The sequence below is a fragment of the Ensifer sp. B1-9 genome, from assembly GCF_050474445.1.
Lineage (GTDB): Bacteria > Pseudomonadota > Alphaproteobacteria > Rhizobiales > Rhizobiaceae > Ensifer.
In genome coordinates, this window is the sequence record NZ_JBCHVG010000008.1 from 210,220 (window position 1) to 234,787 (window position 24,568).

The 24,568-nt window shown below is 63.3% G+C and carries 27 protein-coding genes; 12 read left to right on the forward strand and 15 right to left on the reverse strand.

Annotation, left to right across the window (positions count from 1 at the left end; genetic code table 11):
- Positions 1 to 171 precede the first annotated feature (171 nt).
- Together ACQ5BM_RS16745 and pyk are read left to right on the forward strand one after the other, a co-directional pair.
- Entirely contained in the window at positions 172 to 648 is a 477-nt protein-coding gene (locus tag ACQ5BM_RS16745) for a DUF1036 domain-containing protein (protein WP_173520400.1), read from the forward strand.
- Positions 648 to 2,087 carry a pyruvate kinase gene (gene pyk, locus ACQ5BM_RS16750; protein ID WP_429813317.1) on the forward strand — a complete coding sequence of 480 codons (1,440 nt, stop codon included), beginning with the start codon at positions 648 to 650 and terminating at the stop codon, positions 2,085 to 2,087. The genes ACQ5BM_RS16745 and pyk overlap by 1 nt, the downstream gene beginning before the upstream one ends.
- A 43-nt stretch (positions 2,088 to 2,130) precedes the next feature.
- Here pyk and ACQ5BM_RS16755 read toward each other — a convergent pair whose 3' ends face one another.
- The 7 genes from ACQ5BM_RS16755 to ACQ5BM_RS16785 form a co-directional block, all read right to left on the reverse strand.
- Positions 2,131 to 3,147 (reverse strand): alpha/beta fold hydrolase, encoded by a 1,017-nt coding sequence (locus ACQ5BM_RS16755; protein ID WP_429813321.1) that lies wholly within the window; start codon positions 3,145 to 3,147, stop codon positions 2,131 to 2,133.
- A gap of 105 nt (positions 3,148 to 3,252) precedes the next feature.
- Positions 3,253 to 3,450, reverse strand: coding sequence for a hypothetical protein (locus ACQ5BM_RS16760; protein WP_429813324.1), 198 nt, complete (start codon positions 3,448 to 3,450; stop codon positions 3,253 to 3,255).
- 94 nt (positions 3,451 to 3,544) lie between these two features.
- The gene (locus ACQ5BM_RS16765) at positions 3,545 to 4,159 is read right to left on the reverse strand and encodes a hypothetical protein (RefSeq protein WP_429813326.1); all 615 of its coding nucleotides are present in this window, start codon (positions 4,157 to 4,159) and stop codon (positions 3,545 to 3,547) included.
- Between the two features lie 74 nt (positions 4,160 to 4,233).
- Positions 4,234 to 4,359, reverse strand: a complete 126-nt coding sequence (ykgO, locus tag ACQ5BM_RS16770; RefSeq protein ID WP_034806120.1) for a type B 50S ribosomal protein L36 — start codon at positions 4,357 to 4,359, stop codon at positions 4,234 to 4,236.
- A 171-nt stretch (positions 4,360 to 4,530) separates the two neighbouring features.
- Complete coding sequence (locus ACQ5BM_RS16775) at positions 4,531 to 5,586, reverse strand: 5-(carboxyamino)imidazole ribonucleotide synthase (RefSeq protein ID WP_429813328.1); 1,056 nt, start codon at positions 5,584 to 5,586, stop codon at positions 4,531 to 4,533.
- Positions 5,583 to 6,047, reverse strand: coding sequence for a 5-(carboxyamino)imidazole ribonucleotide mutase (purE, locus tag ACQ5BM_RS16780; protein WP_065375341.1), 465 nt, complete (start codon positions 6,045 to 6,047; stop codon positions 5,583 to 5,585). Before purE ends, ACQ5BM_RS16775 begins: the two co-directional genes overlap by 4 nt.
- Before the next feature lie 54 nt (positions 6,048 to 6,101).
- Positions 6,102 to 6,305 (reverse strand): YdcH family protein, encoded by a 204-nt coding sequence (locus tag ACQ5BM_RS16785; RefSeq protein WP_057254651.1) that lies wholly within the window; start codon positions 6,303 to 6,305, stop codon positions 6,102 to 6,104.
- Between the two features lie 213 nt (positions 6,306 to 6,518).
- Here ACQ5BM_RS16785 and ACQ5BM_RS16790 point away from each other — a divergent pair, with 213 nt between their 5' ends.
- Entirely contained in the window at positions 6,519 to 6,692 is a 174-nt protein-coding gene (locus ACQ5BM_RS16790; protein WP_173520662.1) for a YdcH family protein, read from the forward strand.
- Between the two features lie 266 nt (positions 6,693 to 6,958).
- Here the strand turns inward: ACQ5BM_RS16790 and ACQ5BM_RS16795 are convergent, their stop codons facing one another.
- Complete coding sequence (locus tag ACQ5BM_RS16795) at positions 6,959 to 7,219, reverse strand: ArsR/SmtB family transcription factor (RefSeq protein WP_429813331.1); 261 nt, start codon at positions 7,217 to 7,219, stop codon at positions 6,959 to 6,961.
- Positions 7,220 to 7,319: 100 nt separating this feature from the next.
- A complete protein-coding gene (locus ACQ5BM_RS16800; protein ID WP_429813333.1) occupies positions 7,320 to 8,099 on the reverse strand; it encodes a sulfite exporter TauE/SafE family protein in 780 nt (259 codons plus the stop codon).
- Positions 8,100 to 8,206: 107 nt separating this feature from the next.
- Here ACQ5BM_RS16800 and ACQ5BM_RS16805 point away from each other — a divergent pair, with 107 nt between their 5' ends.
- From ACQ5BM_RS16805 to ACQ5BM_RS16830, 6 genes are all read left to right on the forward strand, one after another.
- Positions 8,207 to 8,854, forward strand: a complete 648-nt coding sequence (locus tag ACQ5BM_RS16805) for a thiamine phosphate synthase (protein ID WP_429813336.1) — start codon at positions 8,207 to 8,209, stop codon at positions 8,852 to 8,854.
- 60 nt (positions 8,855 to 8,914) lie between these two features.
- Entirely contained in the window at positions 8,915 to 10,009 is a 1,095-nt protein-coding gene (locus tag ACQ5BM_RS16810) for a tetratricopeptide repeat protein (protein ID WP_429813338.1), read from the forward strand.
- Positions 10,010 to 10,324: 315 nt separating this feature from the next.
- Entirely contained in the window at positions 10,325 to 11,125 is an 801-nt protein-coding gene (locus tag ACQ5BM_RS16815; protein ID WP_429813340.1) for an inositol monophosphatase family protein, read from the forward strand.
- Between the two features lie 253 nt (positions 11,126 to 11,378).
- Positions 11,379 to 12,482, forward strand: coding sequence for a flagellar motor protein MotA (locus ACQ5BM_RS16820; RefSeq protein ID WP_429813342.1), 1,104 nt, complete (start codon positions 11,379 to 11,381; stop codon positions 12,480 to 12,482).
- 3 nt (positions 12,483 to 12,485) lie between these two features.
- Positions 12,486 to 13,517, forward strand: a complete 1,032-nt coding sequence (locus ACQ5BM_RS16825; RefSeq protein ID WP_429813344.1) for a peptidoglycan -binding protein — start codon at positions 12,486 to 12,488, stop codon at positions 13,515 to 13,517.
- 84 nt (positions 13,518 to 13,601) lie between these two features.
- Positions 13,602 to 15,329 carry an FAD-binding dehydrogenase gene (locus tag ACQ5BM_RS16830; protein ID WP_429813674.1) on the forward strand — a complete coding sequence of 576 codons (1,728 nt, stop codon included), beginning with the start codon at positions 13,602 to 13,604 and terminating at the stop codon, positions 15,327 to 15,329.
- Positions 15,330 to 15,432: 103 nt separating this feature from the next.
- Here ACQ5BM_RS16830 and ACQ5BM_RS16835 read toward each other — a convergent pair whose 3' ends face one another.
- Both ACQ5BM_RS16835 and ACQ5BM_RS16840 read right to left on the reverse strand, forming a co-directional pair.
- On the reverse strand, positions 15,433 to 16,425 hold the full coding sequence (locus ACQ5BM_RS16835; RefSeq protein ID WP_429813346.1) for a Bug family tripartite tricarboxylate transporter substrate binding protein: 993 nt from the start codon (positions 16,423 to 16,425) through the stop codon (positions 15,433 to 15,435).
- Between the two features lie 134 nt (positions 16,426 to 16,559).
- On the reverse strand, positions 16,560 to 18,404 hold the full coding sequence (locus tag ACQ5BM_RS16840) for an ABC transporter ATP-binding protein/permease (RefSeq protein WP_429813348.1): 1,845 nt from the start codon (positions 18,402 to 18,404) through the stop codon (positions 16,560 to 16,562).
- A 166-nt stretch (positions 18,405 to 18,570) separates the two neighbouring features.
- Between ACQ5BM_RS16840 and rpmE the strand changes: the two genes are divergently transcribed.
- On the forward strand, positions 18,571 to 18,792 hold the full coding sequence (gene rpmE / locus ACQ5BM_RS16845) for a 50S ribosomal protein L31 (RefSeq protein ID WP_173520415.1): 222 nt from the start codon (positions 18,571 to 18,573) through the stop codon (positions 18,790 to 18,792).
- A gap of 84 nt (positions 18,793 to 18,876) precedes the next feature.
- Here rpmE and ACQ5BM_RS16850 read toward each other — a convergent pair whose 3' ends face one another.
- The gene (locus ACQ5BM_RS16850; protein WP_429813676.1) at positions 18,877 to 20,379 is read right to left on the reverse strand and encodes a winged helix-turn-helix domain-containing tetratricopeptide repeat protein; all 1,503 of its coding nucleotides are present in this window, start codon (positions 20,377 to 20,379) and stop codon (positions 18,877 to 18,879) included.
- Positions 20,380 to 20,496: 117 nt separating this feature from the next.
- On the opposite strand from ACQ5BM_RS16850, the gene ACQ5BM_RS16855 reads away from it, so the two are divergent.
- Both ACQ5BM_RS16855 and ACQ5BM_RS16860 read left to right on the forward strand, forming a co-directional pair.
- On the forward strand, positions 20,497 to 20,751 hold the full coding sequence (locus ACQ5BM_RS16855; RefSeq protein WP_429813350.1) for a DUF1127 domain-containing protein: 255 nt from the start codon (positions 20,497 to 20,499) through the stop codon (positions 20,749 to 20,751).
- A gap of 13 nt (positions 20,752 to 20,764) precedes the next feature.
- Positions 20,765 to 21,973, forward strand: coding sequence for an MFS transporter (locus ACQ5BM_RS16860; protein WP_429813353.1), 1,209 nt, complete (start codon positions 20,765 to 20,767; stop codon positions 21,971 to 21,973).
- Between the two features lie 69 nt (positions 21,974 to 22,042).
- On the opposite strand, the gene ACQ5BM_RS16865 is transcribed toward ACQ5BM_RS16860, so the two are convergent.
- The 3 genes from ACQ5BM_RS16865 to ACQ5BM_RS16875 form a co-directional block, all read right to left on the reverse strand.
- A complete protein-coding gene (locus ACQ5BM_RS16865; RefSeq protein WP_043610604.1) occupies positions 22,043 to 22,561 on the reverse strand; it encodes a DUF1465 family protein in 519 nt (172 codons plus the stop codon).
- 355 nt (positions 22,562 to 22,916) lie between these two features.
- Positions 22,917 to 23,105 (reverse strand): DUF1192 domain-containing protein, encoded by a 189-nt coding sequence (locus ACQ5BM_RS16870; protein WP_173520418.1) that lies wholly within the window; start codon positions 23,103 to 23,105, stop codon positions 22,917 to 22,919.
- Positions 23,092 to 24,393, reverse strand: coding sequence for an MFS transporter (locus ACQ5BM_RS16875; protein ID WP_429813356.1), 1,302 nt, complete (start codon positions 24,391 to 24,393; stop codon positions 23,092 to 23,094). The genes ACQ5BM_RS16870 and ACQ5BM_RS16875 overlap by 14 nt, the downstream gene beginning before the upstream one ends.
- Positions 24,394 to 24,568: the final 175 nt, after the last annotated feature.

Here is a 24,568-nt window from a genome sequence, read left to right on the forward strand (position 1 = left end):
CCACGTCCTCGCTGATTGCACGCGCGCGCGTCAATCGCAAGAAACCCGCAACTGTTTAGCGCAATTTGAAAGCAATTTGCCGATTGTAATCGATTAGAGTTACGTTGACTTTCGGGGCTGGCCGTCGCAAGAAAGTGCCACGCAAATCAAAACGGAGTTCCATCGGAAACCGTGTCCAGATATCCTTTTTCCAAAGCGAAGCCGGGGCTGACGACACTGGGAGGCATCCTCCTGTTTTTCCTGGCAACCTCAAGCTCATTTCTCTTCGCCGACGAAGCGCGTGCCGATTTTCGCGTCTGCAACGGTACGCAAAATCTCGTCGGCGTGGCAATCGGTTACCGGGCCAAGGAGGGCTGGGTAACGGAGGGCTGGTGGCAGGTTCCGGCCACCACCTGCGCGACCCTGATCGAGGGCGAGCTTCAGTCACGATACTATTATCTCTACGCGGAAGATGCGGCCCGCGGCGGCCGCTGGACCGGTGACGTCAACATGTGCGTCGCGGAGAACGAGTTCAAGATCACGGGCGTCCAGGACTGCTTTGCCCGCGGCTTCCAGCGCATGGGGTTCAAGGAATACGACACGGGGCGGCAAGGGAGCTGGATGGTTCAGCTCTCCGAAACGCCCGGCACGCAGGAAAGCCAGAATTGATGAAGCGGAACAGAAAAGTCAAAATCCTCGCCACGCTCGGACCGGCGTCTTCCGACGAGCAGATGATCCAGAAGCTGCACGAGGCTGGGGCTGATCTGTTCCGTATCAACATGAGCCATGCGAGCCATGACGTGATGCGCACGCTGGTGCAGCGCATCCGCACGGTGGAAAGCCGCTGCGGCCGGCCGATCGGCATCCTCGCCGACCTTCAGGGCCCGAAGCTGCGTGTCGGCAAGTTCGCGGAAGGCAAGGTGGATCTGAAGGTCGGCCAGACCTTCACGCTCGACAACAAGGATGTTCCCGGCGACAACACGCGTGTCTACCTGCCTCACCCGGAAATCCTCGAGGCGGTCAAGCCCGGCCATCGCCTGCTGATTGACGACGGCAAGCTGCATCTCAGGGCCGAGCAGACCGATGGCAAGAGCATCGTTGCGACCGTCGTCGCCGGCACGAAGATCTCCGATCGCAAGGGCGTCAGCCTGCCGGATACGCTGCTCGCCGTCGGCGTCCTGACCGACAAGGACCGCGCCGACCTCGACGCGGTTCTCGCGACCGGCGAGATCGACTGGGTAGCGCTGTCCTTCGTGCAGCGGCCGGAAGACCTGGCCGAGGTCCGCAAGATTGCCCGCGGCCGCGTCGGCCTGATGTCGAAGATCGAGAAGCCGCAGGCGCTCGACCGGATCGACGAGATCATCGAGCTTTCGGACGCGCTGATGGTGGCGCGCGGCGACCTCGGCGTCGAAATGCCGCTGGAATCGGTACCGGGCCTGCAGAAGCAGTTGACGCGTGCATGTCGTCGCGCCGGCAAGCCGGTGGTCGTTGCCACGCAGATGCTGGAATCGATGATCTCCGCACCGGTTCCGACGCGCGCGGAAGTCTCCGACGTCGCGACTGCCGTCTTCGAAGGTGCGGATGCCGTCATGCTGTCGGCGGAATCGGCCTCGGGCGAGTATCCGGTGGAAGCCGTTTCGACCATGGCGTCGATCGCCAGCAACGTCGAGCGCGACCCGCATTATTCCAGCATCATCTACGCGCAGCGTACGCCGCCGGAGGCAACCGGTGCCGACGCGATTTCGCTCGCCGCCCACCAGATCGCTGAGACGCTCCGTCTCTCAGCGATCGTCTGCTACACCTCATCCGGCACCACGGGCCTTCGCGCCGCCCGTGAACGGCCACAGGTTCCGATCATTGCACTCTCGCCGATCGTCCAGACCGCACGTCGCCTCTCGGTCGTCTGGGGGCTGCACTGCGTCGTGACCGAGGATGCGATCGACCTCGACGATATGGTCAACCGCGCCTGCCGTATCGTTGTGACCGAAGGCTTCGGCAAGCCCGGCGAGCGCGTCATCATCTCTGCCGGCGTGCCCTTGGGTACCCCTGGCGCCACCAACATGCTGCGCATCGCCTATATCGGCTCGGACGGCCTGAGCGGCGTCTGATAAGACGCGCGGCGCTGTAGCTTTGGCGAAAGGGCGAAGCGGGTCAGTTCTGGCCGATGGCTTCGGACGACCTCTTCAGGCGGGCTTCGGCCCGCCTTTTTATTTCCTCGAGGTCGGTCGGCTTGCCCGCCATCTTTTCGAGTGCGGCGACGACGACGTCGGTGACGACGTAGTCGGGCTTGTGACCGAGATTGCCGATCCACAGCAGTTCCGCGCCGGGGATGTCGCGCGCCAGGCCGCGAGAGTGAATGTCCGCCAGTACGACGCCGTCGCTGTCGCCGGTGACGATGACGGTGGATGCGCCGATCTCACGGTAGCGGGGCGCGGTCGCGGTCAGATAGGCATGCAGATTGGCCACGTCGCGTGCATTGTTGCGGAAGGTCGCGGGACGCAGCACCAGATGCGGGCCGGTCTTGTCGACGTAGTCATCGGGGCGTGGATTGGGTGAAAAGATCGACCGCGTGCCGCATTCGATGCGCCGCTGCCCCAGGGGCGTCACCAGCGTATGGGCGAAGAGCCAGCCGATGAAGGGCAACGCCGTGAGACGGTAGTACCAGTCGATGCCACCGGGCCAGGGATGCGTCGCAGGCGCAAGCAGGACGAGACCGGCAGTCCGTTCCGGATGATGGAGGGCGAAGCTTGCGGCGATGGCGCCGCCGAAGGAATGGCCGACGATGACGGCGCGACGGATGCCTCGCTTGTCCATCAGCTTGGCGATCGCCGCCGCCTGGCCGTCCGGAAGGTCGTTGTCCGCTCCACCCCGCTCGGAATAGCCGTGGCCGGGGCGGTCGACGAAGAGCATCTCGGCGCGGCCTTCGAGCGCCGGGGCGAAGGCGTGTAACTGATCGAGCAGATTGCCGCTGGCACCATGGATGAAGACGACGGGCAAGAGATCGGCTTTCCGTCCTGCCGGCAGATGCACGCTGTTCATGCGATAGCCGCCGATGTCGATCAGTTCGCCGACGTTGGGAAACCGCCGCGCGAAGGCCCGCGCGTGCCAGCGGCTGTAGGCGATGCCGACGAGCGTTAGTCCTAGGAGCAGGAGAATGGCTGGAAACATTGTCTCTATCTGTCTTCCGGCGTCGATTGCCATTCACGGCACTTGCGTCAGCGATGCCTCCGGGTTCGGTGAGGGGTATCACCTGCCATCGTGGCCAGATGGCGGCTACCGCGCCTTGCCAGGCGAGTACGGGCAGGGCAGCATCGCGATCGCCTTCTTGTAACGGGTGTCCGTGCGGGGGACAACGAGCAGCGGAGCAGCGCCGAACGGATCGGCGGTGATGACGCCGATGAAATCACCGACTCGATCCGGTCGGGGCTTTGCCAGCCCGGGCCCGATGCCCTGCCATCCAGCTTGGCTCAAGGAAACGTCGAGGGGCTGTCGCCACTTCGAGGGGAGCGCTTTCGTCGGCGGGGATGGAGATTGCAGGCGATGCAATCGGCCGTAATGCGGCCGCTCAGGTCTTGCTGCCGGCGAGCTTCTCGGCGAGTTCGCCCAGTTGCTCCTGCGCCTTGCGATCGGCGGGATAGATGTTCAGGAACTGCTCCCAGGCCCGCATGGCGAGCTCGTCCTTGCCGGAAGCGCCGAGGATCGCCGCCATGCCGGCAAGCGCGCCGAAATGGCGAGGTTCGATCGCCAGCACGCGGTTGATGTCCGACATGGATTTTCGGTAGTTGCCCATCGTGTAATGCAAGGTCGCGCGGCGGTTCCAGCCTTCGACATAGTTGGGCGCAAGCGTGATGACCTGGTCGAGGATGTCGAGCGCGGCCGCCTGCTTGTTGTCGGTGATCGCCTTGTCGGCCCACTGCATCAGGAGATTGACGGTGGCGCTGCCGGAGTCCTGCCATTCCAAGCGGATCTGGTTGGCAAGCTCACGCGCCTTGTCGGCGTCGCGTTCCTTCTTGAGGTCCGCGAACAGCGCATCCAGTCGTTGCTTCGGAGTGGTGAGGCTGGCGGATTCCGTCTGGGCCGCCGCTTCCGCCGCGAAGGAGAAACTGCCAGCTCCTGTGGAGGTGGCGAGCAGGGCGGAGAAAGCCAGAATCAAGGGTACAAAAACTCGCATGGCGAGCATGTTAGCTCGCCATGGAACAACTTCATAATCAATTTTGGGACATCGGCAAAGCGACGCCCACCACCCTGCTGGGATCAGCCCTGGCGAGCCTTGAAGCGCGGGTTCGACTTGTTGATGATGTAGATGCGGCCCTTGCGACGAACCAGACGGTTTTCGCGGTGACGGGTCTTCAGCGACTTGAGCGAATTCTTGATCTTCATTTTCCTGATCCGCAGGTTTCGGGGAACGAAAATTCGCCCGGTATCTCTAACAATCAAAAGCGCGCCGTTCAGCGCGCTCCTTTAAGGTGGGATGGCAAATACCGTGTCACCCCGGATGTGTCAACCACAAGACGCCCCATTTTGGCGTCTTGCTCCGCATTTCTGTGGCTTTCAGCCGCGAACGAGCCGTGTGACATGGCCCATTTTGCGTCCGGCGCGCGCCTCGGTCTTGCCGTAGAGGTGCACCAGGACATCGTCTTCGGCAAGCCATACCGGGACATCGTTGAGGTCATCGCCGATCAGGTTCTGCATGACGCAGTCGGAATGCCGGCGCGGATTGCCGAGCGGCAATCCCGAAACGGCGCGGATATGCTGCTCGAATTGCGAGACGACGCAGGCCGCCTCCGTCCAATGGCCGGAATTATGCACGCGCGGCGCCATCTCGTTGGCGATCAGGCTGCCGTCGGCCAGCACGAAGAATTCGACGCCGATGACGCCGACATAGCCGAGAGCATCGAGGATCGCCTTGGCGGCCTTGCGGGCCGCATCCGCCGTGTCCGCGCCGATGGCAGCCGGCACCGTCGATGTGTGGAGGATGCCGTTGCGATGCACGTTTTCGGCCGGATCGAAGCAGGCGACACTGCCGTCGGTCGAGCGGGCAGCGATGATCGAGATCTCGCGCTCGAACGGCACGAAGCTTTCAAGGATCAGGGGCACGCCGCCGAGCGCCGCGAAAGCGCCGGCCGGGCTGTCCGCGGCGGAGCGGAAAACGCGCTGTCCCTTGCCATCGTAACCAAGGCGGCGGGTCTTGAGCACGCCGGTCCCCCCGAAATCGGCAAGGGCCGCTTCCAGGTCGGCCTGGCTGTCGACGGCGTGAAAGCGCGCCGTCGCAATGCCGCAATCATTGATGTAGCGTTTTTCGACGAGGCGGTCCTGCGCGACTTCCAGCGCTTTCGGCGGCGGGAAGACAGGACGTTTCGCGGCCAGCCGTTCGGCGGCAGCGACCGGCACGTTCTCGAATTCGTAGGTGATGATGTCGCTGGCGGCCGCGAGCTGGCCGAGTGCGGCCTCGTCGTCATAGGCCGCAACGATCTGCTCGTTGGCGACCTGTGCGGCCGGACAGTCGACCTGCGGCTCGAGAATGACGGTGCGGAAGTTCAGTCGGGCTGCCGCCATCGCCAGCATGCGGCCGAGCTGGCCGCCGCCGATAATGCCAATGGTGGTCATGCCTCGTCCACCGGGTATTCGGCGACCGAAATCGTCTGCTGTTCACGCCAGTCGTCGAGCCTGTCGGCAAGATCATCATCGCTGAGTGCGAGCACCGCTGCGGCAAGCAGCGCGGCATTGACGGCGCCGGCCCGGCCGATCGCCAGCGTCCCGACGGGGATGCCGGCGGGCATCTGGACGATCGAGAGCAGGCTGTCCTGGCCGGAAAGCGCCTTCGACTGCACCGGTACGCCGAAGACCGGCAGCGGCGTCATCGAGGCGCACATGCCGGGCAGATGCGCGGCACCGCCGGCACCGGCGATGATCACCTTAAAGCCCTCGTCGCGGGCGCCCTTGGCGAAGTTGACGAGCCGGTCGGGCGTACGATGGGCGGAGACGATGCGCGCCTCATAGGCAATGTCGAGCGCGTCGAGCGTGTCGGCGGCGTTCTTCATCGTCTCCCAGTCCGACTGGCTTCCCATGATAATGGCGACGGGTGGGGTCGTGGTGTCGATCACGTCTATCCTGTTCCGCGTTCAGGCGATGATATCGGGGATGATCTGGTCTTCGATCTTGCTGATCTTGTCCTTGATCGCCAGCTTCTTCTTCTTCATGCGCTGGATCCTCAGCGCGTCGCAGCCGGTTTCGATCATGGCATTGATGGCAGCGTCGTAATCTTCATGTTCCTGCCTCAGCCGCGCGGCGGTCAGTCTGAGTTCGGCCTGGTCCTGGTCCGGCATGCAAAGCGATCCCCATCAGCCCGGTTGCGAAGTCCTCCTCGAACCGGAATTTCATGCGCCGCTCTATCACATCTTGGGCGGTAACGGGAAGTTATCCGTCGTCATCATTTCGCCTTCGACAAATGAAAAATGGCGTGGCACAGTAGTAAGGTTACAACCATGGAACATCCGGCATTTGCATGCCGGATGCAAGCAAAAGGAAGGGACTGCCAAATGACTGTTGAGGCTCATCTTGCAACGCTTGAGAAAAAACATGGCGCCCTGGAGCAGGAGCTTCATGCAGCATTGAATCAGCCGTCGGTGGAAGACGAGCTGATCAATGACATCAAGCGGAGGAAGCTGCGCATCAAGGACGAAATCGAAAGGCTTCGTTCTTCGACTCACTGATTATCAACGGTATTTCCCAGGACTATCGGGAGGCGCCATCTCCCCTCTGAGTAGGCGCAACAAGGTTTAGAACCATCCCCCACGACGGAAGATACGGAATGCTGGACCGGGCTCGACGCCCGGTCTGTTTCTTTTGAGGCGCCGCCTGCTGCACGGTTCCTTTAAGCGTAGCCGATTAGAGGACAAAAACATGCAGCAATTCAAAGAGCTAAAGCGACCTTTGCGCGTCTGATAAGGCGCGCGGCGCTGTAGGCCGGCTGCCGGGCTCAGGACCAGAACTGGTCGAGCCACAGGTTGAGACGGTCGAAACCCGGCCGGTTGATCGTATAGATCCGCCGGGTGCCGCTCGCCGAAACCGAGACCAGATTGCAGTCCAGCAAGGCCTTCAGGTGCTGCGATACGGCCGGGCGGCTGATCGGCAGGCCCTGCGCCAGTTCGTTTACGGTTTTCGGTGCGCGTCGCAGTTCCTCCAGCAGGTGGCGCCGGTTCGGGTCCGCAATGGCATCGAAAGGGTCCGCGATCGTCATGGGTGGACGTTAGGCGAAATCTTGCGAAGCAGCAAGAAATTTGTGCGATGCGATATGCTAATTTTGCTTTGCAATATTTCCGTAATACTTGGGTCGCGGCTCAGCCGCCCGCTGCCAAGCTGCTGATACCGTCCCAGAGCAGCTTCGAGCCCGCGATGAAGGCCATGGTATACATGAAGGGATAGAAGATCTGCGGCTTCATGCGGCGAACGATCCAGGCCCCGCACATCGTCGCGACGATGGCGAGCGGAAAGAGCGTCGCCGAGATTTTCAGGTTGCTCAGGTCCAGTTGTCCCAAGGCGAAATAGGGGATGAGCTTCACCGCATTCAGGATCGCGAAGAAGCGAACGATGGTGCCGGTGTATTCGCGGGGGGCGAGCTGCAGCGGCAGCGCGTAGATCTGGAAGGGTGGGCCGCCAGCGTGCGCCACGAAGCTGCCGTAACCGGCAAAGCAACCCCAGAGCGCCGCCGGCCCGGCCCGCTGCTTCTTCGGCGCGATGGTGGTGCCGAGGCGCCTGCGCCAGACATTGTAGACGTATCGGAGCACGAAGAGCACGGTGAGTAAACCGATGATCAGGCGAAGGAGGTCACGCGAAACGTAGGCTGAGGTCGCCCAGCCGATGAGGATGCCGGCGATGGCGCCCGGCAACAGCATGAGGAGCGTGGTGCGATCGCCGTGCTTGCGCCACATCCACAAGGAGACGAGATCCATCGCGATCAGGATCGGCAGAAGGAGGGCGGCCGCCTGGACGGGTGACACCGCCATCGACAGGATCGGAACGCCCATCAGCGAGAGCGCTTCCCCCATGCCGCCCTTGCTAAGGCCAACGAGCAGAACTGCCGGGATGGCGATAAGGTAGAAGTCGAGATCGGGAAGCATGGGTGGCGGTTGATCCTTTTGCAGTCTCCGTCTATCGGTTTTCCCAAATGAAATCGAGCGCTGGTTTCGCCACCCTGGCGGATGCAGCCGGGAATGGATGTCCGAATATGACAGCAGAACGTTGCCGCCTGGTGCTGATTGCGCCCGACATGCCCGACGCGGCGGAACGCGTGAAAGTGCTCGCCGATGCCCTGAAGGGCGGCGACGTCGCTTCCGTGATCGTGCCGCAATACGGGCTGGACGACTCCGAGTTCCAGAAACACGCCGAGCGTCTGGTGCCGGTCATCCAGGAGGCGGGTGCCGCAGCACTCATCGAGGGCGACTCCCGTGTGGCCGGCCGCGCCAAGGCTGACGGCCTGCACATTGCCGGCAATGCGGAAGTGCTTGGCGAGGCGGTCGAGAAACACACGCCGAAACTGATCGTCGGCGGAGGCAATGCGGCCGATCGCCACCACGCGCTCGAGATCGGCGAGGTGCGCCCGGACTACGTGTTCTTCGGCAAGACCGATGGCGACATCAAGCCGGAAGCGCATCCGAAGAACCTGGCGCTCGCCGAATGGTGGGCGTCGATGATCGAGATCCCCTGCATCGTCATGGGCGGCACGGACCCGCAATCGGCGCTGGCGGTGGCGCAGACCGGTGCAGAGTTCGTGGCGCTTCGCCTTGCCGTCTTCGGCGAGCCCGCGCAGGCGCCTTCCGTCGTGGCTGCGGTCAATGCACTTCTTGACGAAAAAGCGCCACGGTTTGAAGATTAAGACGTGTCGATGTTGAGCCGACTACCTTCCAGATTGAGTCGAGGTTTTTGCCTTGTTGCCATGGCCACCGCCCTGGCACTGCCGGCGCATGCGCAGCAGCAGAACGCCGGTGCGGGGAACGCGGGCGTCGAGAAGCGCGGCCGCATCACGCCCTTCAACGGGGCGGCGATGCCGGAGGGCGCGGCGGCCGACAAGGGCGACGACAAGTCGGCTGGCGGCAACAAGAAGCCGGCGGATGGCGCCGTGCCATCTTCCGGCGTCAACGTTTTCGATCGCATGGGCGCCGAATTGCCGGCATTGCCGGCGGAAAAGCCCTTCACCGGCAAGGTCGACGACGCCTATGGCGCATTCCAGCGAGGCTACTACCTGACTGCGATGGATCTGGCGCTGCCGCGGGCGCAGCTTGGCGATCCGGCGGCGCAGACGCTGATTGCCGAAATCCTGCAGCAGGGACTGGGCGTCGTGCGCGACCCGAAGCAGGCTGCCTTCTGGTATGGCCAGGCGGCCGAAAAAGGCGATCCGGCCGCGATGTTCAAATATGCGCTGATCCTGATGGAGGGCCGTTACGTCAAGCGCGACCGGAAGAAGTCCGAAGAGCTGATGAAGAAGGCTGCCGATCTCGGCAATGGCTCGGCCCAGTTCAACTACGGCCAGACGCTCGTCGCCGACAATCCCGGACCCAAGGGACTGAAGCTGGCGATGCCCTATTATGAGAAGTCGGCCGAGCAGGGCATCGCGGATGCGCAATATGCGCTGTCGCAGATCCTGGTCAATGTCGACGGCATCGAAGAAGGCAAGCGGGCTCGGGCGCGCGAATGGCTGATCCGCGCGGCACGGGCGGGATACGATACGGCCCAGCTCGACATCGCGATCTGGATGATCGAGGGCATTGCCGGCGACCGCAATCTCGAAGAGGGTTTCGGCTGGATGCGGCGGGCGGCCGAGGGCGGCAACGTGGTTGCGCAGAACCGCCTTTCGCACCTCTACATCAACGCCATCGGCACAAGACCCAATCCGGTCGAGGCGGCGAAATGGTATGTGCTTTCGCGTCGCGCCGGTCTCAAGGATGATGCGCTCGAAGACTTCTATCTCGGTCTCAACGAAGAACAGCAGAAGCAGGCACTGAGTGCCGCCAACAAGTATCGCCGGAGCTGAACGGCTCCGGTCGCGGTCGAATCTTTGGTGGCCGTTCGGCGGAAATGCTATTTCGCTTGAACTTGCGGGCCATTTGTGGTTCTGAGGCCGCGGTTTTGCACGTTACGCCCTGATCATCGCGGCGGTTCACGTGCGGAGTGAGCATTCACTCGGTTTTTTGACGACGGAGCTCAATCTGCGGCTTGCCCTGTGTCCCTGGATCGCTTCCGATCGAGGGAATTGCGGAAGGGCCGGCAATGCGGCCTATGTTGCGTCAAGCAGGTTCAACGTCCGATCGAAGCGTTCGATCGGCCTTCGTTTTCAAGGGATCGCCAGATGGCCCGTTCAGCTCTTCTCAATGTCATGGTTCAGGCCGCCTTCAAGGCCGGCAAGTCGTTGGCCCGCGATTTCGGCGAAGTCCAGAACCTGCAGGTCTCGCTCAAGGGACCCGGCGATTATGTTTCGCAGGCCGACCGCAAGGCCGAAAAACTCATCCGCGAGGAACTCCTGAAGGCCCGCCCGACCTATGGCTTCCTCGGCGAGGAAGGCGAAGAGATCGTCGGCACGGACGGCGCGCATCGCTGGATCGTCGACCCGCTCGACGGCACCACCAACTTCCTGCATGGTATCCCGCATTTCGCCGTTTCGATCGCATTGGAGCGTCAGGGCGAAATCGTCGGCGCCGTCATCTTCAACCCGGCGACCGACGAACTCTACACCGCCGAGCGCGGTGGCGGCGCGTTTCTCAACGACCGTCGCCTGCGCGTTGCCGCGCGCAAGCATTTGTCCGACGCGGTCATCGCGACCGGTACTCCGCATCTCGGCCGCGGCAACCACGGCAAGTATCTGATCGAACTGCGCCACGTGATGGGCGAAGTGGCTGGTATTCGCCGCATGGGTGCCGCCTCGCTCGATCTCGCCTATGTGGCAGCCGGCCGTTACGACGGTTATTGGGAACGCGATCTCGCCGCCTGGGACATTGCCGCCGGCGTGCTGCTGATCCGTGAGGCCGGTGGCTGGGCGCACGATATCAACGGCGGCGCCAAGCCGATCGACGACGGCTCGATCGTTTGCGGCAACGAATACATCACCAAGGCGCTCAGGGATGTCGTGCACCGTCCGGTGCCGACGAAGTAAGCAGCGCCCCATTCGGATGCTCGGCCTCCGGCGCTCGCCCGCGTCGGAGGCTTTGTTTTTCTGGCTGATCCGGAATGAGGCAACACGACAGTGCCACATGGCTGTGCCTATCTAAGGCCGTTGCGGCCGTCGCCTCACTTTGGGAACGGCTGAATTTCATCCTTGAATCGATTTCGGTTTCGGGAATTATGCAGTAGGCTCCGCCCGGCGCGGAGCCGTTCCGACAAGTAAAAACCGGGAGACACTTATACCCATGACGCAATTGCATCTGTCCGGGTGGAACGGTCGGGAAGGCATGGAAGAAGGCTATAATCCGCACAAGCTTTCGAGCCCCATGCACTATTTCTGGATCATGGTGGTCTTCCTGATCATCGTCGGTTTCGTGGGCGCAATCCTCTTTCGGCAGGCACACAACGCCTTTCTCGCCAATCCCGGGCTCAACGGCTTGATCCTCGGGGTGCTGCTGATCGGTATCCTGCTCGTCTTCAACCATGTGCTCGGCCTGCGGCCCGAGGTGCGCTGGTTCAATTCCTTCCGCGCCGCCGGCAGTGCCGACAAGGTGGGCCGCGACCCGGTGTTGCTGGCGCCGATGCGGGCGCTGATCGGTGCTCGCCAGACGGCGATCTCGACGACGGCGCTGCGTTCGATTCTGGATTCGATCGCGACCCGCCTCGATGAATCGCGCGATATTTCACGCTACCTGACCGGCCTTCTCGTGTTTCTCGGTCTGCTCGGCACCTTCTGGGGTCTTTTGGGCACCATCGGTTCGATCAACACGGTCATCCAGTCGCTGGATGCCGGTTCGGGCACCACCGAAGACATTCTGGCGGCCCTGAAGAGCGGCCTGTCGGCGCCGCTGACCGGCATGGGCACGGCGTTCTCGACATCGCTCTTTGGTCTTTCCGGTTCGCTGATCCTCGGCTTCCTCGACCTGCAGGCCGGCCGCGCCCAGAACCGCTTCTATACCGAGCTTGAAAATTGGCTTTCTTCCGTCACCGACGTCGGCTCCGAGCTGACGGCATCGCTCGATGCGCCTTCGGGTGCGCCGGTCGAGGAGTTGAAAAAGCTCACGGATCAGTTGGTGCGCCTCAATCAGGAGGGCGGTTCGAGCCAGCGTACGACCGCCGCCATGGCAAGCCTTGCCGAGGGTATCCAGGGCCTGGTGAAAAACATGCGCGGCGAGCAGCAGATGCTGCGCGACTGGATCGAAGCGCAGCAGGAAGAGGCCAAGGCGATGCGCAGGACGCTCGACAAATTGTCGTCGCGCATCGGCGGCGGCGAGCGGATCACCGTCGCCGGCGAAAGGTCGTCGTTGTCGGCCAAGCTCGGACAATTGGACGAGACCGGAGGAGAGTAATCCATGGCGCTCGCCCGCAAAGGCCGCTCGCAGCGCACGATCGACTACTGGCCGGGTTTCGTCGATGCGCTGTCGACGCTCCTGCTTTCGATCATGTTCCTGCTCACCGTCTTCGTTCTTGGGCAGTTTCTGCTGAGCCGCGAAATCAGCGGCAAGGACGAAGTGCTGACCCGGCTGAACAGCCAGATCAACGAGCTCACGCAGCTCCTGGCGCTCGAGAAGAGCGGCAAGCAGGATCTCGAGGATTCGCTCGCCAACCTTCAGGCGTCACTGTCCCAGTCGGAAGGCGAGCGTTCGCGGCTCCAGGCCTTGCTCGACCAGGGCGCCGGCAGCACCGAGGCCGCCAACCAGAAGATCGGGCGCCTCGGCTCGGAGCTTGAGAACGAGCGTGAGGTTAGCGCCCGGGCGATGAGCCAGATCGAGCTCCTGAACCAGCAGATCGCGGCGCTGCGCAACCAGATCGCCGCCATCGAGGATGCGCTCCAGGCATCGGAGGCGAAGGACCAGGCGTCGCAGACGAAGATCGCCGACCTTGGCCGACGCCTGAACGTGGCGCTTGCCCAGCGGGTGCAGGAGCTCAACCGCTATCGCTCCGACTTCTTCGGACGCTTGAGGGAAATCCTCTCCGATCGTGAAAACATCCGCATCGTCGGCGACCGCTTCGTGTTCCAGTCGGAGGTACTGTTCCCATCCGGCGGCAGTGAGCTCAATCCCGAGGGGCAGGCGGAGATGGCGAAACTCGCCTCGGCACTGCTCGATCTCGCCAAGGAGATTCCGGCGGAGATCAACTGGGTGCTGCGCGTCGACGGCCATACGGACAATGTCCAGCTTTCCGGAGCCGGCCGCTATGCCGACAACTGGGAACTTTCCTCGGCGCGTGCGACCTCGGTGGTCAAGTTCCTGATCTCGAAGGGCGTGCCTGCCGATCGCCTGGTTGCCGCCGGTTTCGGCGAGTATCAGCCGATTGCGCCGGGCGAAACCCCGGAAGCCCGGGCCCAGAACCGCCGGATCGAGCTCAAGCTGACCGAAAAGTAGGCCGCAGTCCCGAACACACCGTGCTCGACGTCCGACTCTTGAATTGACCTTGACGTACGCGTAACAGTTGCTGCAGCCATGGATATGGCGGCGGCGGCCGCACAGCACCGCGCGTTTTTTAAGATGCGCGAAGGTCGCCGTATGGGATGCAGGGGAGGGCATTTCATGGATTGCGATGTATTGGTCATCGGCGCGGGGCTTGCCGGCCTGGTCGCCGCTTCGGAGGCGGCCGCCCTTGGGCGCAAGGTCATCGTTCTCGATCAGGAAGGCGAACAAAACCTTGGCGGCCAGGCTTTCTGGTCGCTGGGCGGCCTGTTCTTCGTCGATAGCCCCGAACAGCGGCGCATGGGCATTCGTGACACGCGCGAGCTTGCCTGGCAGGATTGGATGGGGTCTTCGCAGTTCGACCGTCCGGAGGACCATTGGCCGCGACTCTGGGCCGAGGCCTATCTCGATTTTGCCGCTGGCGAAAAGCGCCGCTGGCTGCATTCCCTCGGCATGCGTTGGTTTCCGGTCGTCGGCTGGGCCGAGCGCGGTGGCGGGCTTGCCCATGGCCACGGCAACTCGGTGCCTCGTTTCCACGTCACCTGGGGCACCGGCCCGGCGGTGCTCGAACCCTTCATCCGCCTGACGCGGGAGGCGGAAAGCCGCGGTCTCGTGCGCTTCCGGTTCCGCCACAGGGTCGACGAACTCATGACTTCGAATGGCCGGGTGACGGGTGCCCGCGGGGCGCTTTTGAAGGAGGATCCGGTCCGACGGGGTGAGCGCAGCTCACGCGACGTCGCCGGCGATTTCGAGATATCGGCGGGCGCGGTCGTCGTCACCTCGGGCGGCATTGGCGGCAACCACGATCTCGTCCGGCGCAACTGGCCGCGCAAGCGGCTTGGCCAGCCGCCGGCAACGATGGTTTCGGGCGTGCCGCACCATGTCGACGGCCGCATGCTTGAGATTGCCAGCCGGGCGCGCGGCTCGGTCATCAACTCGGATCGCATGTGGCACTATACCGAGGGGCTCAGGAACTTCGATCCGATCTGGCCGGATCATGGCATCCGCATCCTGCCCGGCCCATCCTCCTTCTGGTGCGACGCCGACGGCAACCGCTTTTCCGCTCCGGCGATGCCGGGTTTCGATACGCTCGGAACCCTGCAGGCGATCCGCGACAGCGGTCACGACTACAGCTGGTTCATCCTGACGCGGGCGATCATCAAGAAGGAGTTTGCGCTTTCCGGTTCGGAGCAGAACCCGGACCTGACCGGCAAGAACATCTCGCTGCTCCTGAAGCGGCTCGGTAAGAACCCACCCGCGCCGGTCCAGGCTTTCATGGACAGGGGCGAGGATTTCATCGTCCGGGATCGGCTCGAAGACCTGGTGCCGGCGATGAACGCGTTGACGGGCGAGAACCGGCTGTCGCTCGACCATCTTCGCCAGCAGATCGAGGCGCGCGATCGCGAAATCAGCAATCCCTTCTCCAAGGATGCCCAGGTCACCGCGATCCGCGGCGCCCGCGCCTATCGCGGCGATCGGCTGCTGCGCACTGCCAAGCCGCACCGCCTGCTCGACCCGAAAGCCGGGCCGCTGATCGCCGTTCGCCTGCATATCCTGACGCGCAAGACGCTTGGCGGTTTGCAGACCGACCTCTCGGGTCAAGTGCTGGAACAGTCGGGCGAGCCGGTGCCAGGCCTTTATGCCGCCGGCGAGGTCGCCGGTTTCGGCGGTGGCGGCATGCATGGCTACAATGCACTGGAAGGCACCTTCCTCGGCGGCTGCATCTTTTCCGGCCGGATGGCGGGCCGGGGCGCTGCCGGCGTGTGAATCGGTTGGCTGGTTCGATTAGCCCCTCACCCTAAGTCTCTTCCCACCAGCGGGGGAAGATGGCGGCAGCCGGATGAGGGGCGCGTTTCGCGGGTCTTCTTAATCAATCCATCTGAACATTGGCGTCGCGGACGACCGGTGTCCACTTTGCCAGTTCCGCGCTCACATGGGCGGCGAGTTCCTCAGGGGTCGAGCCGACGATCTTGGCGCTGAACTCCTTCATGCGTTCGATGACGGCGGGATCCTTCATGGCCTTGTTTGCTGCCTCATTGAGGCGAGCGACCACCGGTTGCGGCGTGTTCGCCGGGGCGAAGAGCGCGTTCCAAGTATAGGTCTCGTAGCCCGGGATACCGGATTCAGCGACTGTCGGGACATCGGGGAAGGAGGGCGCGCGCTCCGCCGTGGTGACGGCAAGCGCCCGCAGCGTTCCGGCCTTGATGTGGCCGGAGGAGGAGGGGAGATTGTCGAACATGATCGGCACCTGGTTGCCGATGACGTCGTTCAGCGCCGGGCCGGCGCCCTTGTAGGGGATGTGCTGCATGCTGACGCCGGCCATCTTCTTGAAGAGCTCGCCGGAGAGATGCAGCGGCGTGCCGTTGCCGGAGGAGGCATAGCTGTATTCGTCGGGCTTCGCCTTGAGCAGCGCCAGCAGTTCCTCGACGTTCTTGGCGGGAAGCTCGGGATTGACGACCAGCACGTTGGGTACGATGACCAGCAGCGAGATCGGCGCGAAGTCCTTTTCCGAATCGTAGGGCTTGGTCTTCAGGATCAGCGGATTGAGCGCGTGGGTGGCGACGGTTCCCATCAGAATCGTGTAGCCGTCCGGATCGGCCCGAGCGACATTGGCGGCGCCGAGATTGCCGCCGGCGCCGGCGACGTTTTGGACGATCACCTGTTCGCCGAGGTCTTCGGACATTTTCTGCGCGACGATGCGGGCGACCACGTCGGTCGAGCCGCCGGCGGCGAAGGGAACGACCATGGTTATCGGCCGGTCCGGGAAGCCCTGGGCGAGGGCCGAGGTGCCGAAGGGCAGCGCCGATAGCGCCATCAGGCCCAGCGTCAGTGTTGCGCGCCGGGTCAGTTGCGAAAATGCCATGCGAATTTCCTCCCGATCATGTCTGCGAACCGCAGGGAACGGCCTCTGGCAGGCCGGCTCCATAACAATAGGGCTCGCTTCTCAGTCGGCAACCGCCAGCTGTGAAATCGGGAGGAGCGAGCCGCCGCAGCGGCTCAGTTTTTCGTGGCGACGAACAGGGCCTCGGCGCCGTGGTCGAACTGCAGCCGCGCGAGTTTGGCATAGAGGCCACCCTGGCGGATGAGCGAGACGTGCGTCCCTTCCTCGACGATCCGGCCATGATCCATGACCAGGATGCGGTCTGCCTTCAGCACGGTCGCAAGCCGGTGGGCGATCATGATCGTCGTGCGCTCGCGCAGCAGGCCATCGAGGGCCTTCTGCACCAGCGTCTCGCTTTCGGCGTCGAGAGCCGAGGTGGCCTCGTCGAGGAGCAGGATCGGTGCGTTCTTGAGGATGGCACGGGCAATCGCGATACGCTGGCGCTGGCCGCCGGAAAGCGTGATGCCGCGTTCTCCGACAAGCGTGTCGTAGCCGTTGTCGAGCCGGCCGATGAATTCGTCCGCCTGCGCGGCGACGGCCGCAGCGCGCACCGCCTCGCGGGTCGCACCGGGGACACCGAAGGCGATATTGTCGTGAACCGAGGAGGCGAAGATCGTGACATCCTGCGGCACGATCGCCAGCCGGTCGCGCAGTTCCTTCGGGTCGACCGTACGGACATCGAGGCTGTCGACCATCACCGCACCCTTGGCGGGATCGTAGAAGCGCAGGAGCATGGAGAAGACCGTGCTCTTGCCGGCGCCGGAAGGGCCGACGATGGCGACGGTCTCGCCGGGCTTGATCGCGAAGCTGAGACCGTTCAGGCTCTTGTAGTCGGGCCGCGCCGGATAGGCAAAATAGACGTCGTCGAAGGCGATCGCGCCGGAGGCCGGCACGGGCATGGCGACCGGGTTTGCCGGCGCCTGGATCTCGGGGACCTCCGACAAGAGTTCGTTGAGCCGCTCGGCAGCCCCGGCGGCCTGTGAGAGTTCGCCCCAGACTTCCGAGAGCGAACCGAGGCTGCCGGCGGCAAAGACCGAGTAGAGCAGGAACTGGCTGAGCGTGCCGGCGGAAAGGTTGCCCTCAAGCACGTCATGCGCGCCGAACCAGAGCACGGCGACGACGCTGCCGAAGACCATGGTGATGGCGAAGGCGGTGAGCACGGAGCGTGCCTTGATCGCGGCGCGCGCGGCGCCATAGGCATCCTCGACGGCGCTGGCAAAGCGGTCGTTGGCGAGCGTCTCGCCGTTGAAGGCCTGCACGGTGCGTGATGCGGCAATCGCCTCGCCGGCATAGGCCGACGCGGTGGCAAGCGTGTCCTGCGCCTCGCGCGAGCGGCGGCGGACGGAGCGGCCGAAGCCGACGAGCGGGAAGACGATGATCGGGATCGCGATCAGCACCAGGCTCGAAAGCTTCGGGCTGGTATAGACCATCATGCCGATGGCGCCGAGACACAGGATCAGGTTGCGCAGCGCGACCGAAGCGGTGGCGCCGACCGCGGACTTGACCTGGGTCGTGTCGGCCGTCAGCCGCGAGACGATCTCGCCGGACTGGTTGACGTCGAAGAAGGAGGCGGAAAGCCGGGTGACGCGATCGAAGACATTGCGCCTAAGGTCGGCAACGATGCGTTCGCCCAGCGTGATGACGAAATAGTAGCGCGCAGCGCTGGCGAGAGCGAGCACGATCGCGAGCATCATCAACATCGAGAAGTAGGTGTTGATGAAGCCGGAATCGGAACTGGAAAAGCCGTTATCGACCATCCGCCGGACGGCCAGAGGCAGCGCCAGCGTCGTGACCGCGGCCAGGATCAGAGAGATGCCTGCGCCGGCGACCAGATGGCGGTAGCGGGCAAGATAAGGCAGAAGCGTGGCGAGCGGGCGGATGGATTTGCGCGCTGGCGCCTGGTTTTCTCGTTCGGACACTTGACCCCCGTTCGCCAACCACGGAGGAAAGGGTTTGCCCATGAGTCTTCCGCGCGGCACTTGTTATCCCGCAGACCTTGATGTATAGGCACGGCATCGAATTGGGAAGCCGTGGCCCTTCAGCCGGTCCGCGGCTTCATTTACGTGTTCGGTCTCGAAGTCGCAATGCCTTGCGACAATTGGACCCTGGAACTCTAGGAAGATCGTTATGAAGGCAGACATCCATCCCGACTACCACATGATCAAGGTGGTCATGACTGACGGCACCGAATACGAAACCCGCTCGACCTGGGGTTCTGAAGGCGCCACCATGAACCTGGAAATCGACCCGAAGTCGCACCCGGCCTGGACGGGCGGCAACCAGCAGCTCATGGACCGCGGCGGCCGCGTCTCCAAGTTCAAGAAGCGCTTCGAAGGCCTCGGCCTCTGATCGAACGCCTCTTCGGCATTCTCGAAGCCCGGCCATCGCGCCGGGCTTTTTGCTGACCAATCGAGAGGAGGCTGGGCTTGCATGTCATTCGGGAAGCCCGGCCTTGCGAAAGCCATCGACGAAATGCGCGAGCATCGCGTCGTCACGGAATGGCTCGGTCGCGGCCCAGTGGCGGATCGTAAAACCCGGGTTGGCCACGAGAAACAGCTCCACTTCCGTGCGCGCCTCGTCGAGCTGGGCGAGGCTTGCCGCCAGGAACCGGCGTGAGCTCGTGCGATAGGTCTCGTCGCTGCGCAGCGTCTCGATGGCGGCTGCGTAGTCGCCGGCCGCATATTGCGCCTGGCCGAGCGTCAGATAGTACCAGCTTGCCGGAAACGGGTTCAGCCGGAACGCCTTGCGGATATGCTTAAGGCCTTCCTCGACCCGCCCGGCGAGAACCTCGATGTCGGACAACGCGGCCCAGGTGTCCGCCTCGTTCGGATCGAGCTCGATCGCCTTGGCGAATTCCGCATCCGCCTCGGTGAAGCTGTGCTCATAGGCGAGCAGGTAGGCCAGGATCCAGCGGCTGCCGGCATCGGTTGGATCGATCGTGACCGCTTTGCGCGCCAGCTCCAGGGCAAGGCTGCGAGCGGCCTCCGTCGGTCCGCCGGAGTGCACCCATCCCATCCAGTGGTTCATGGCCAGCCAGCGATAGGCGTCTGCGTAATCAGGGTCGAGCGAAACCGCGCGCGTCAGCATCAGGTGCGCTTCCTGCGCCGCTTGCGGCGTATCGTCCATCAGCCTGCGGGCTCGCACGCAGAGATCGTAGGCGTCGATGTTGCCGGGCCGCTTGCGTGGCAGCGGCGGTGGCCGCAATTGTCCGAGCAGCGCTTCCACGATCTTGCCGGTGACCTCATCCTGAACGGCAAAGATGTCTTCCAGCTCGCGATCGAAGCGTTCCGCCCAGAGATGATCGCCACTCGATGCATCGACCAGTTGGGCATTGATGCGCACGCGTCCCGCCGTGCGCCTGGCGCTGCCTTCCAGCAGGTAACGCACGCCAAGGTCATCCGCGATCGCGCGCACGTCCACGGCCTTGCCCTTGTAGACAAAGGACGAGTTGCGCGCGATGACGAACAGGCCGGGAATTCTGGACAAGTCCGTGATCAGGTCCTCGGTCAGCCCATCCGTGAAGGGCTCCTGCTCGGGATCATTGCTGACGTTGACGAAGGGCAGAACGGCGATCGACGGTTTGTCCGGCAGGGACAGCGGCCGCCGCTTTGCCGCACCGAGCTTCCGCGTGCTTCCTATGAAGCGATAGCCGACGCGCGGGACCGTCGAGATCCATTCGCCACCATCGGCGGCCGGGCCAAGCAACTTCCTGAGCTGCGCGATCTGGACGGTGAGATTGCCTTCCTCGACAGCCGTTCCCGGCCACGCCGCGTCCATCAGTTCGGCCTTCCCCAGGACTTCGCCGGGGCGTCCGACGAGCGCCGCAAGCAATTTTAGTCCGCGATAGCCGATGGCAACAGGATCATCGTCCCGGAGGAGCGTTCCCGCACCCGGATCAAGCACGAAGGGGCCAAAGGCAAAGCGCGTTTCCTGCATGGGGCGCATCTATAGTTCGTTTGGAAGTTCTTGAGAACTTTTTGGACGCGCTTAATTACGCCCCGGCTCGGCTCCCGCAGAATTCATCCGTCTTTCGGGCTGACGATGGAGGCTGCCATGAACCATGTTCCCATTCCCATATCCCGGCTGCGGGTGGTGCGGCCGGCCGCACCCGCGCGGGAGGAAAGCCGGTTGCGCTGGCGTACCAATCTCGCAGCGCTCAGACGCATTGTCGCGACCTGGGACAGGCGAACTCGCTTTCGCCGGGACCTCGAACAGGTTTCGAGGAACGACCCGCATCTGATCGACGATATCGGCCTGACAAGATGGCAGGTCGAGATCGAAATCGCCAAACATTTCTGGCAAGCCTGAGGCGCGTGGCGGAATGATATCGGACCAGCAGCCTCCCTGTGTCGCAGTGGAGCGACGGCGCGACACAGCGTTTTCGCAAGAGCAATCAATTCCCTGGGCGGCGATAGCCGGCACGATCGCGACCGTGACGGTGTTCGCTGTCGCCCAGGGGCTGACCTATCCTTTGCTCAGCTTCATTCTGGAGCGGCAGGCAACGACGCCCGGGCTGATTGGCCTGTCGGCGGCGATGACGCCGCTGGGCTTCATCGTCTCCGCTCCCCTCATTCCGGCGCTGGTTCGGCGCCTGGGTGCGGCGTGGCTTGCTATCCTGTGCTCGCTGTGCGCCGCGCTCGCCCTGATCGCAATCGCCTGGACGCAGGACCTCTGGGCCTGGCTGCCCCTGCGCTTCCTGCTCGGCTTCTTTGCCAATCCGCTGTCCGTGATCAGCGAAACCTGGCTGATCACGATCACACCTTCCTCGCGCCGGGGACGCATCATGGGCCTCTATTCTTCGGTCGTTTCCGGCGGCTTCGCCGTCGGTCCACTGTCCCTCGGCCTCGTCGGCACGGAGGGCTGGTCGCCGTTCTTGATCGGCATCGTGGCCTTCCTTCTCTGCGGCATGATCCTGCTGACAGTCGTGCCGCGCCTGCCCGATATGCCCCATGACGGCGAGACAACCTCCGTCGGCGGCTTCCTGGCGTTGGCGCCTCTCCTCCTGTTTGCGGTTTTCACCGCTGCCGCTTTCGAGCAAACTCTGCTTTCCCTGTTCACCAGCTATGGTGCCGCGTTCGGAAGCGCGGAGGAGCGAATCGCCTCCCTCATGACCTGTTTCATCGCCGGCAATGCGCTGCTGCAGGTGCTTCTCGGCCGCATGGCCGAGCAGATCGGCTCGATGTTGGCGATGTTGTTCTGTGTCCTGGTCTCGCTGGCCGCATGCCTGTTGCTGCCATGGGCCTTCAATTCCTGGCTCATCTGGCCACTCGTCTTCGTCTGGGGCGGGGTCTCGTTCGGCATCTATACGATGTCGCTGATCCAGCTCGGCGAGCGTTTCACTGGACAGGCCCTGATCGCCGGCAACGCGACCTTCGCGGTTGTGTGGGGTCTCGGCGGCATCGTGGGTTCGCCCACGACGGGACTGGCGATGCAGTGGCTCGGGCATCGGGGACTGCCGTTGGCCCTTGGCTTCCTGTGCTGTGTACTGGTGATGTTTTTACTGGCGAAGATGCGGCGCGCGCGTTCGTGACGCCAGCGATGCAAAACAAAAACCCGGCCAAGGCCGGGTTCGTCTTCCGCATGCTGAGGCGAAGGGCTGTCAGTTGGTGCCGAAGGCCGTCTGCAGCAGCTTGATCTGCGCCTTGACGCCGTTCTGGTTGTCCGGAACGATGGCGGCGGCTTCGTGCGGGCGATAGATTTCGCGGTCGAGCAGGGCGACGCGGTTTTGCAGGCGCAGCGAGCGTTCGATCAGGTCGCGGAAGGATTCCGGCAGTTCGGCCCAGCCCGGAGCGGATTTGTCGACGTTGAAGCTGTCGAGGCGCACCTTGCTCTTTTCCGACATCACCTGGTCGCGGCTCATCTCACCGTTGTTGACGGCGCGCTGCAGCAGCAGCCACGAAGCCATCTGCATCAGGCGGGTGGTAAGCCGCATGGACTCGGCCGCGTAGAGAACCGATGCCATGCGTGGCAGAACCTTCGAGGCGGCGCGGCCGGGGCCGTCGAGATAGGTGGCCGTTTCCTCGACCAGACCCATGCCTTCCGAATAGAGTGTCTTGAATTGTGCCGAGGACGCCGCGTGTCCCGCGAAACTGACCGTATTCAATCCTCTCTCGGACATGACCTGTTTTCCCTGGTTCAAACGCATCACGACAGTCAGGTAGCGGACGGTTATGGGAATTAAATCCTTGCCCGTCTCTATGCTCGAAGAATGATCCGATAGCGCATTTCGCGCAAGGGTATTCTTAAGAAAGGGTTAATCTCCACAGTTCTTTAGCGAAAGCTATGCCAAAATAAAAAAAGAGCCGCGGAAAGCGGCTCTCAAGGTAAAACAGGGAGAAAAATCAGACCCATTCGCCAGTCGGAGAAATTGTCTGAAACCGGAAAGCTCCGGATGCCCTGACAATTGCAGATAATGCTTAATGCGCCGTTAAACGCACTTCGTTTTGCTGCGCCGCGGCCGCTGCGGTAACGGTTCAGCGGAACAGGCTCTCGGCAGCGGAGCGGCTTGCGGATTTTCGCGTCCGCTCGGCTTCGAGCCGGGCGATTTCCTCCGTCAACAGGGTGATGCGCTGGGTGAGCTCATCGACTGAAAGCAATGAAAGGTCGCTGCCGATCTCGTGCACCACCTTCTTCTGGGGTCGGTCATCGTCAAACAGGCTCATCGCTCTGATCCTCCCATCTCTGGTTGTTGTCCGGTTCACTACGCGCTTCCTCGAACGGGGCAGCGCGCGGCGAAAGCTGCAGGCTCTCCGGGGTCGTCGGCGCGCCGGCATTGACCGGCGAGAAGGCATCGCGGTCGGAGACCGGCACGGGCGCGCGCATCCGGCTGCGAATGATGGCATAGGCTGTGATCAAAATGTGGGCACAGGCGGTAATCATGAACAGGCCGTAGGGGCCGGCCGCCGTCATGACCGGACCGCCGATCGTCGGGCCGATGATGGTACCGATGCCGTAGAGCAGCAGCAGGCCACCGGAGACCTTCACGAAGTCTTCGGCGGTCGCAAAGTCGTTGGCGTGGGAAACCGCGATCGGATAGAGCGCGTTGGCGGCAGCACCATAGATCGCGATCAGCGTCAGCACGATCCAGACCCGGCTCGGCTCGATCAGGAAGATCAGCAGTCCGGCGAAGGCGCCGACGCCCGCAAGCGCTGCCAGGACATAGCGGCGGTCGATGCGGTCCGAGAGGCGGCCGGCCGGGAGCTGCATCACCGCGCCCGCGAAGATCGCCACGCTCATCATTGCCGCAACCGTGCTGTCGGAAAGGCCGGCCTGCCGCCCGAAGACGGCGCCGAGCGTGCCGAAGGCACCGTTGGCGATGCCGACGAGAAGGATGCCGAGGAAGGACACCGGCGAGTTGCGATAAAGCGCGCGCAGGTCGAGGCGGACCTGCTTCAATGGTTGCGGCGAGGCAGCCTTGGACAGAAGCGTCGGCAGCATGGCGAGGCAATAGAGGATGCCGCAGATCATGAAGAAGATGCTGGTCGAGGTGTCGCCGAAGGGGATCATCATCTGGCCGCCGACGACGCCGAAGAGCGTGATGGCGATATAGAGCGAAAAGATGACGCCGCGGCTCTCATTGGTGGCGCGCTCGTTCAGCCAGCTTTCGATGATCATCGAGGTGCCGGCGGTGGAGAAGCCGGTAAGCGCGCGCAGGATCAGCCACCAGGTCGGATTGATCATGATGCCGGTCAGCAGCGCGACGATGGCGATCAGCGAAGCGAAGACGCTGAAGGCGCGCACATGGCCGATGCGCTTGACGACGTTCGGGGCGAAGAAGCAGCCGAGAACGAAGCCGGCGGCCCAGGACGTGCCGATCAGGCCAAGGATGGTGGTCGGATACCCTTCGGCGGTACCACGCACGGGAAGAAGCAAGCCCTGGAGGCCATTGCCCAGAAAGAGAAACAACGTACCGAGCAGGAGGGCGGCGACCGGGAGCAGGTTCTTACTCATTATCCATCCGAAATTCGTTCTGCCGTCAGCAAGTTAGGGCGATGCCTGGTGAATTGCCAGCCGGTTTCTCTTTGCAGCGTTTCGAGCTGCCGCAGGTTTTTTCCCTTCAATCGGTGACGATTGAACGAGACCGGTCATTGCAAATCGTTCGCGGAAACACTAGCCCTTTTTGCCG

Bases quoted from the DNA above. Each gene is read 5' to 3' on its own strand.
- pyk (WP_429813317.1), top strand. From the start codon at position 648: ATGAAGCGGAACAGAAAAGTCAAAATCCTCGCCACGCTCGGACCGGCG.
- ACQ5BM_RS16755 (WP_429813321.1), bottom strand. From the start codon at position 3,147: ATGTTTCCAGCCATTCTCCTGCTCCTAGGACTAACGCTCGTCGGCATC.
- ACQ5BM_RS16765 (WP_429813326.1), bottom strand. From the start codon at position 4,159: ATGCTCGCCATGCGAGTTTTTGTACCCTTGATTCTGGCTTTCTCCGCC.
- ykgO (WP_034806120.1), bottom strand. From the start codon at position 4,359: ATGAAGATCAAGAATTCGCTCAAGTCGCTGAAGACCCGTCACCGCGAA.
- ACQ5BM_RS16775 (WP_429813328.1), bottom strand. From the start codon at position 5,586: ATGACCACCATTGGCATTATCGGCGGCGGCCAGCTCGGCCGCATGCTG.
- purE (WP_065375341.1), bottom strand. From the start codon at position 6,047: ATGGGAAGCCAGTCGGACTGGGAGACGATGAAGAACGCCGCCGACACG.
- ACQ5BM_RS16785 (WP_057254651.1), bottom strand. From the start codon at position 6,305: ATGCCGGACCAGGACCAGGCCGAACTCAGACTGACCGCCGCGCGGCTG.
- ACQ5BM_RS16790 (WP_173520662.1), top strand. From the start codon at position 6,519: ATGACTGTTGAGGCTCATCTTGCAACGCTTGAGAAAAAACATGGCGCC.
- ACQ5BM_RS16795 (WP_429813331.1), bottom strand. From the start codon at position 7,219: ATGACGATCGCGGACCCTTTCGATGCCATTGCGGACCCGAACCGGCGC.
- ACQ5BM_RS16800 (WP_429813333.1), bottom strand. From the start codon at position 8,099: ATGCTTCCCGATCTCGACTTCTACCTTATCGCCATCCCGGCAGTTCTG.
- ACQ5BM_RS16805 (WP_429813336.1), top strand. From the start codon at position 8,207: ATGACAGCAGAACGTTGCCGCCTGGTGCTGATTGCGCCCGACATGCCC.
- ACQ5BM_RS16810 (WP_429813338.1), top strand. From the start codon at position 8,915: ATGGCCACCGCCCTGGCACTGCCGGCGCATGCGCAGCAGCAGAACGCC.
- ACQ5BM_RS16815 (WP_429813340.1), top strand. From the start codon at position 10,325: ATGGCCCGTTCAGCTCTTCTCAATGTCATGGTTCAGGCCGCCTTCAAG.
- ACQ5BM_RS16820 (WP_429813342.1), top strand. From the start codon at position 11,379: ATGACGCAATTGCATCTGTCCGGGTGGAACGGTCGGGAAGGCATGGAA.
- ACQ5BM_RS16825 (WP_429813344.1), top strand. From the start codon at position 12,486: ATGGCGCTCGCCCGCAAAGGCCGCTCGCAGCGCACGATCGACTACTGG.
- ACQ5BM_RS16830 (WP_429813674.1), top strand. From the start codon at position 13,602: ATGGCGGCGGCGGCCGCACAGCACCGCGCGTTTTTTAAGATGCGCGAA.
- ACQ5BM_RS16835 (WP_429813346.1), bottom strand. From the start codon at position 16,425: ATGGCATTTTCGCAACTGACCCGGCGCGCAACACTGACGCTGGGCCTG.
- ACQ5BM_RS16840 (WP_429813348.1), bottom strand. From the start codon at position 18,404: ATGGGCAAACCCTTTCCTCCGTGGTTGGCGAACGGGGGTCAAGTGTCC.
- rpmE (WP_173520415.1), top strand. From the start codon at position 18,571: ATGAAGGCAGACATCCATCCCGACTACCACATGATCAAGGTGGTCATG.
- ACQ5BM_RS16850 (WP_429813676.1), bottom strand. From the start codon at position 20,379: ATGCAGGAAACGCGCTTTGCCTTTGGCCCCTTCGTGCTTGATCCGGGT.
- ACQ5BM_RS16855 (WP_429813350.1), top strand. From the start codon at position 20,497: ATGAACCATGTTCCCATTCCCATATCCCGGCTGCGGGTGGTGCGGCCG.
- ACQ5BM_RS16860 (WP_429813353.1), top strand. From the start codon at position 20,765: ATGATATCGGACCAGCAGCCTCCCTGTGTCGCAGTGGAGCGACGGCGC.
- ACQ5BM_RS16865 (WP_043610604.1), bottom strand. From the start codon at position 22,561: ATGTCCGAGAGAGGATTGAATACGGTCAGTTTCGCGGGACACGCGGCG.
- ACQ5BM_RS16870 (WP_173520418.1), bottom strand. From the start codon at position 23,105: ATGAGCCTGTTTGACGATGACCGACCCCAGAAGAAGGTGGTGCACGAG.
- ACQ5BM_RS16875 (WP_429813356.1), bottom strand. From the start codon at position 24,393: ATGAGTAAGAACCTGCTCCCGGTCGCCGCCCTCCTGCTCGGTACGTTG.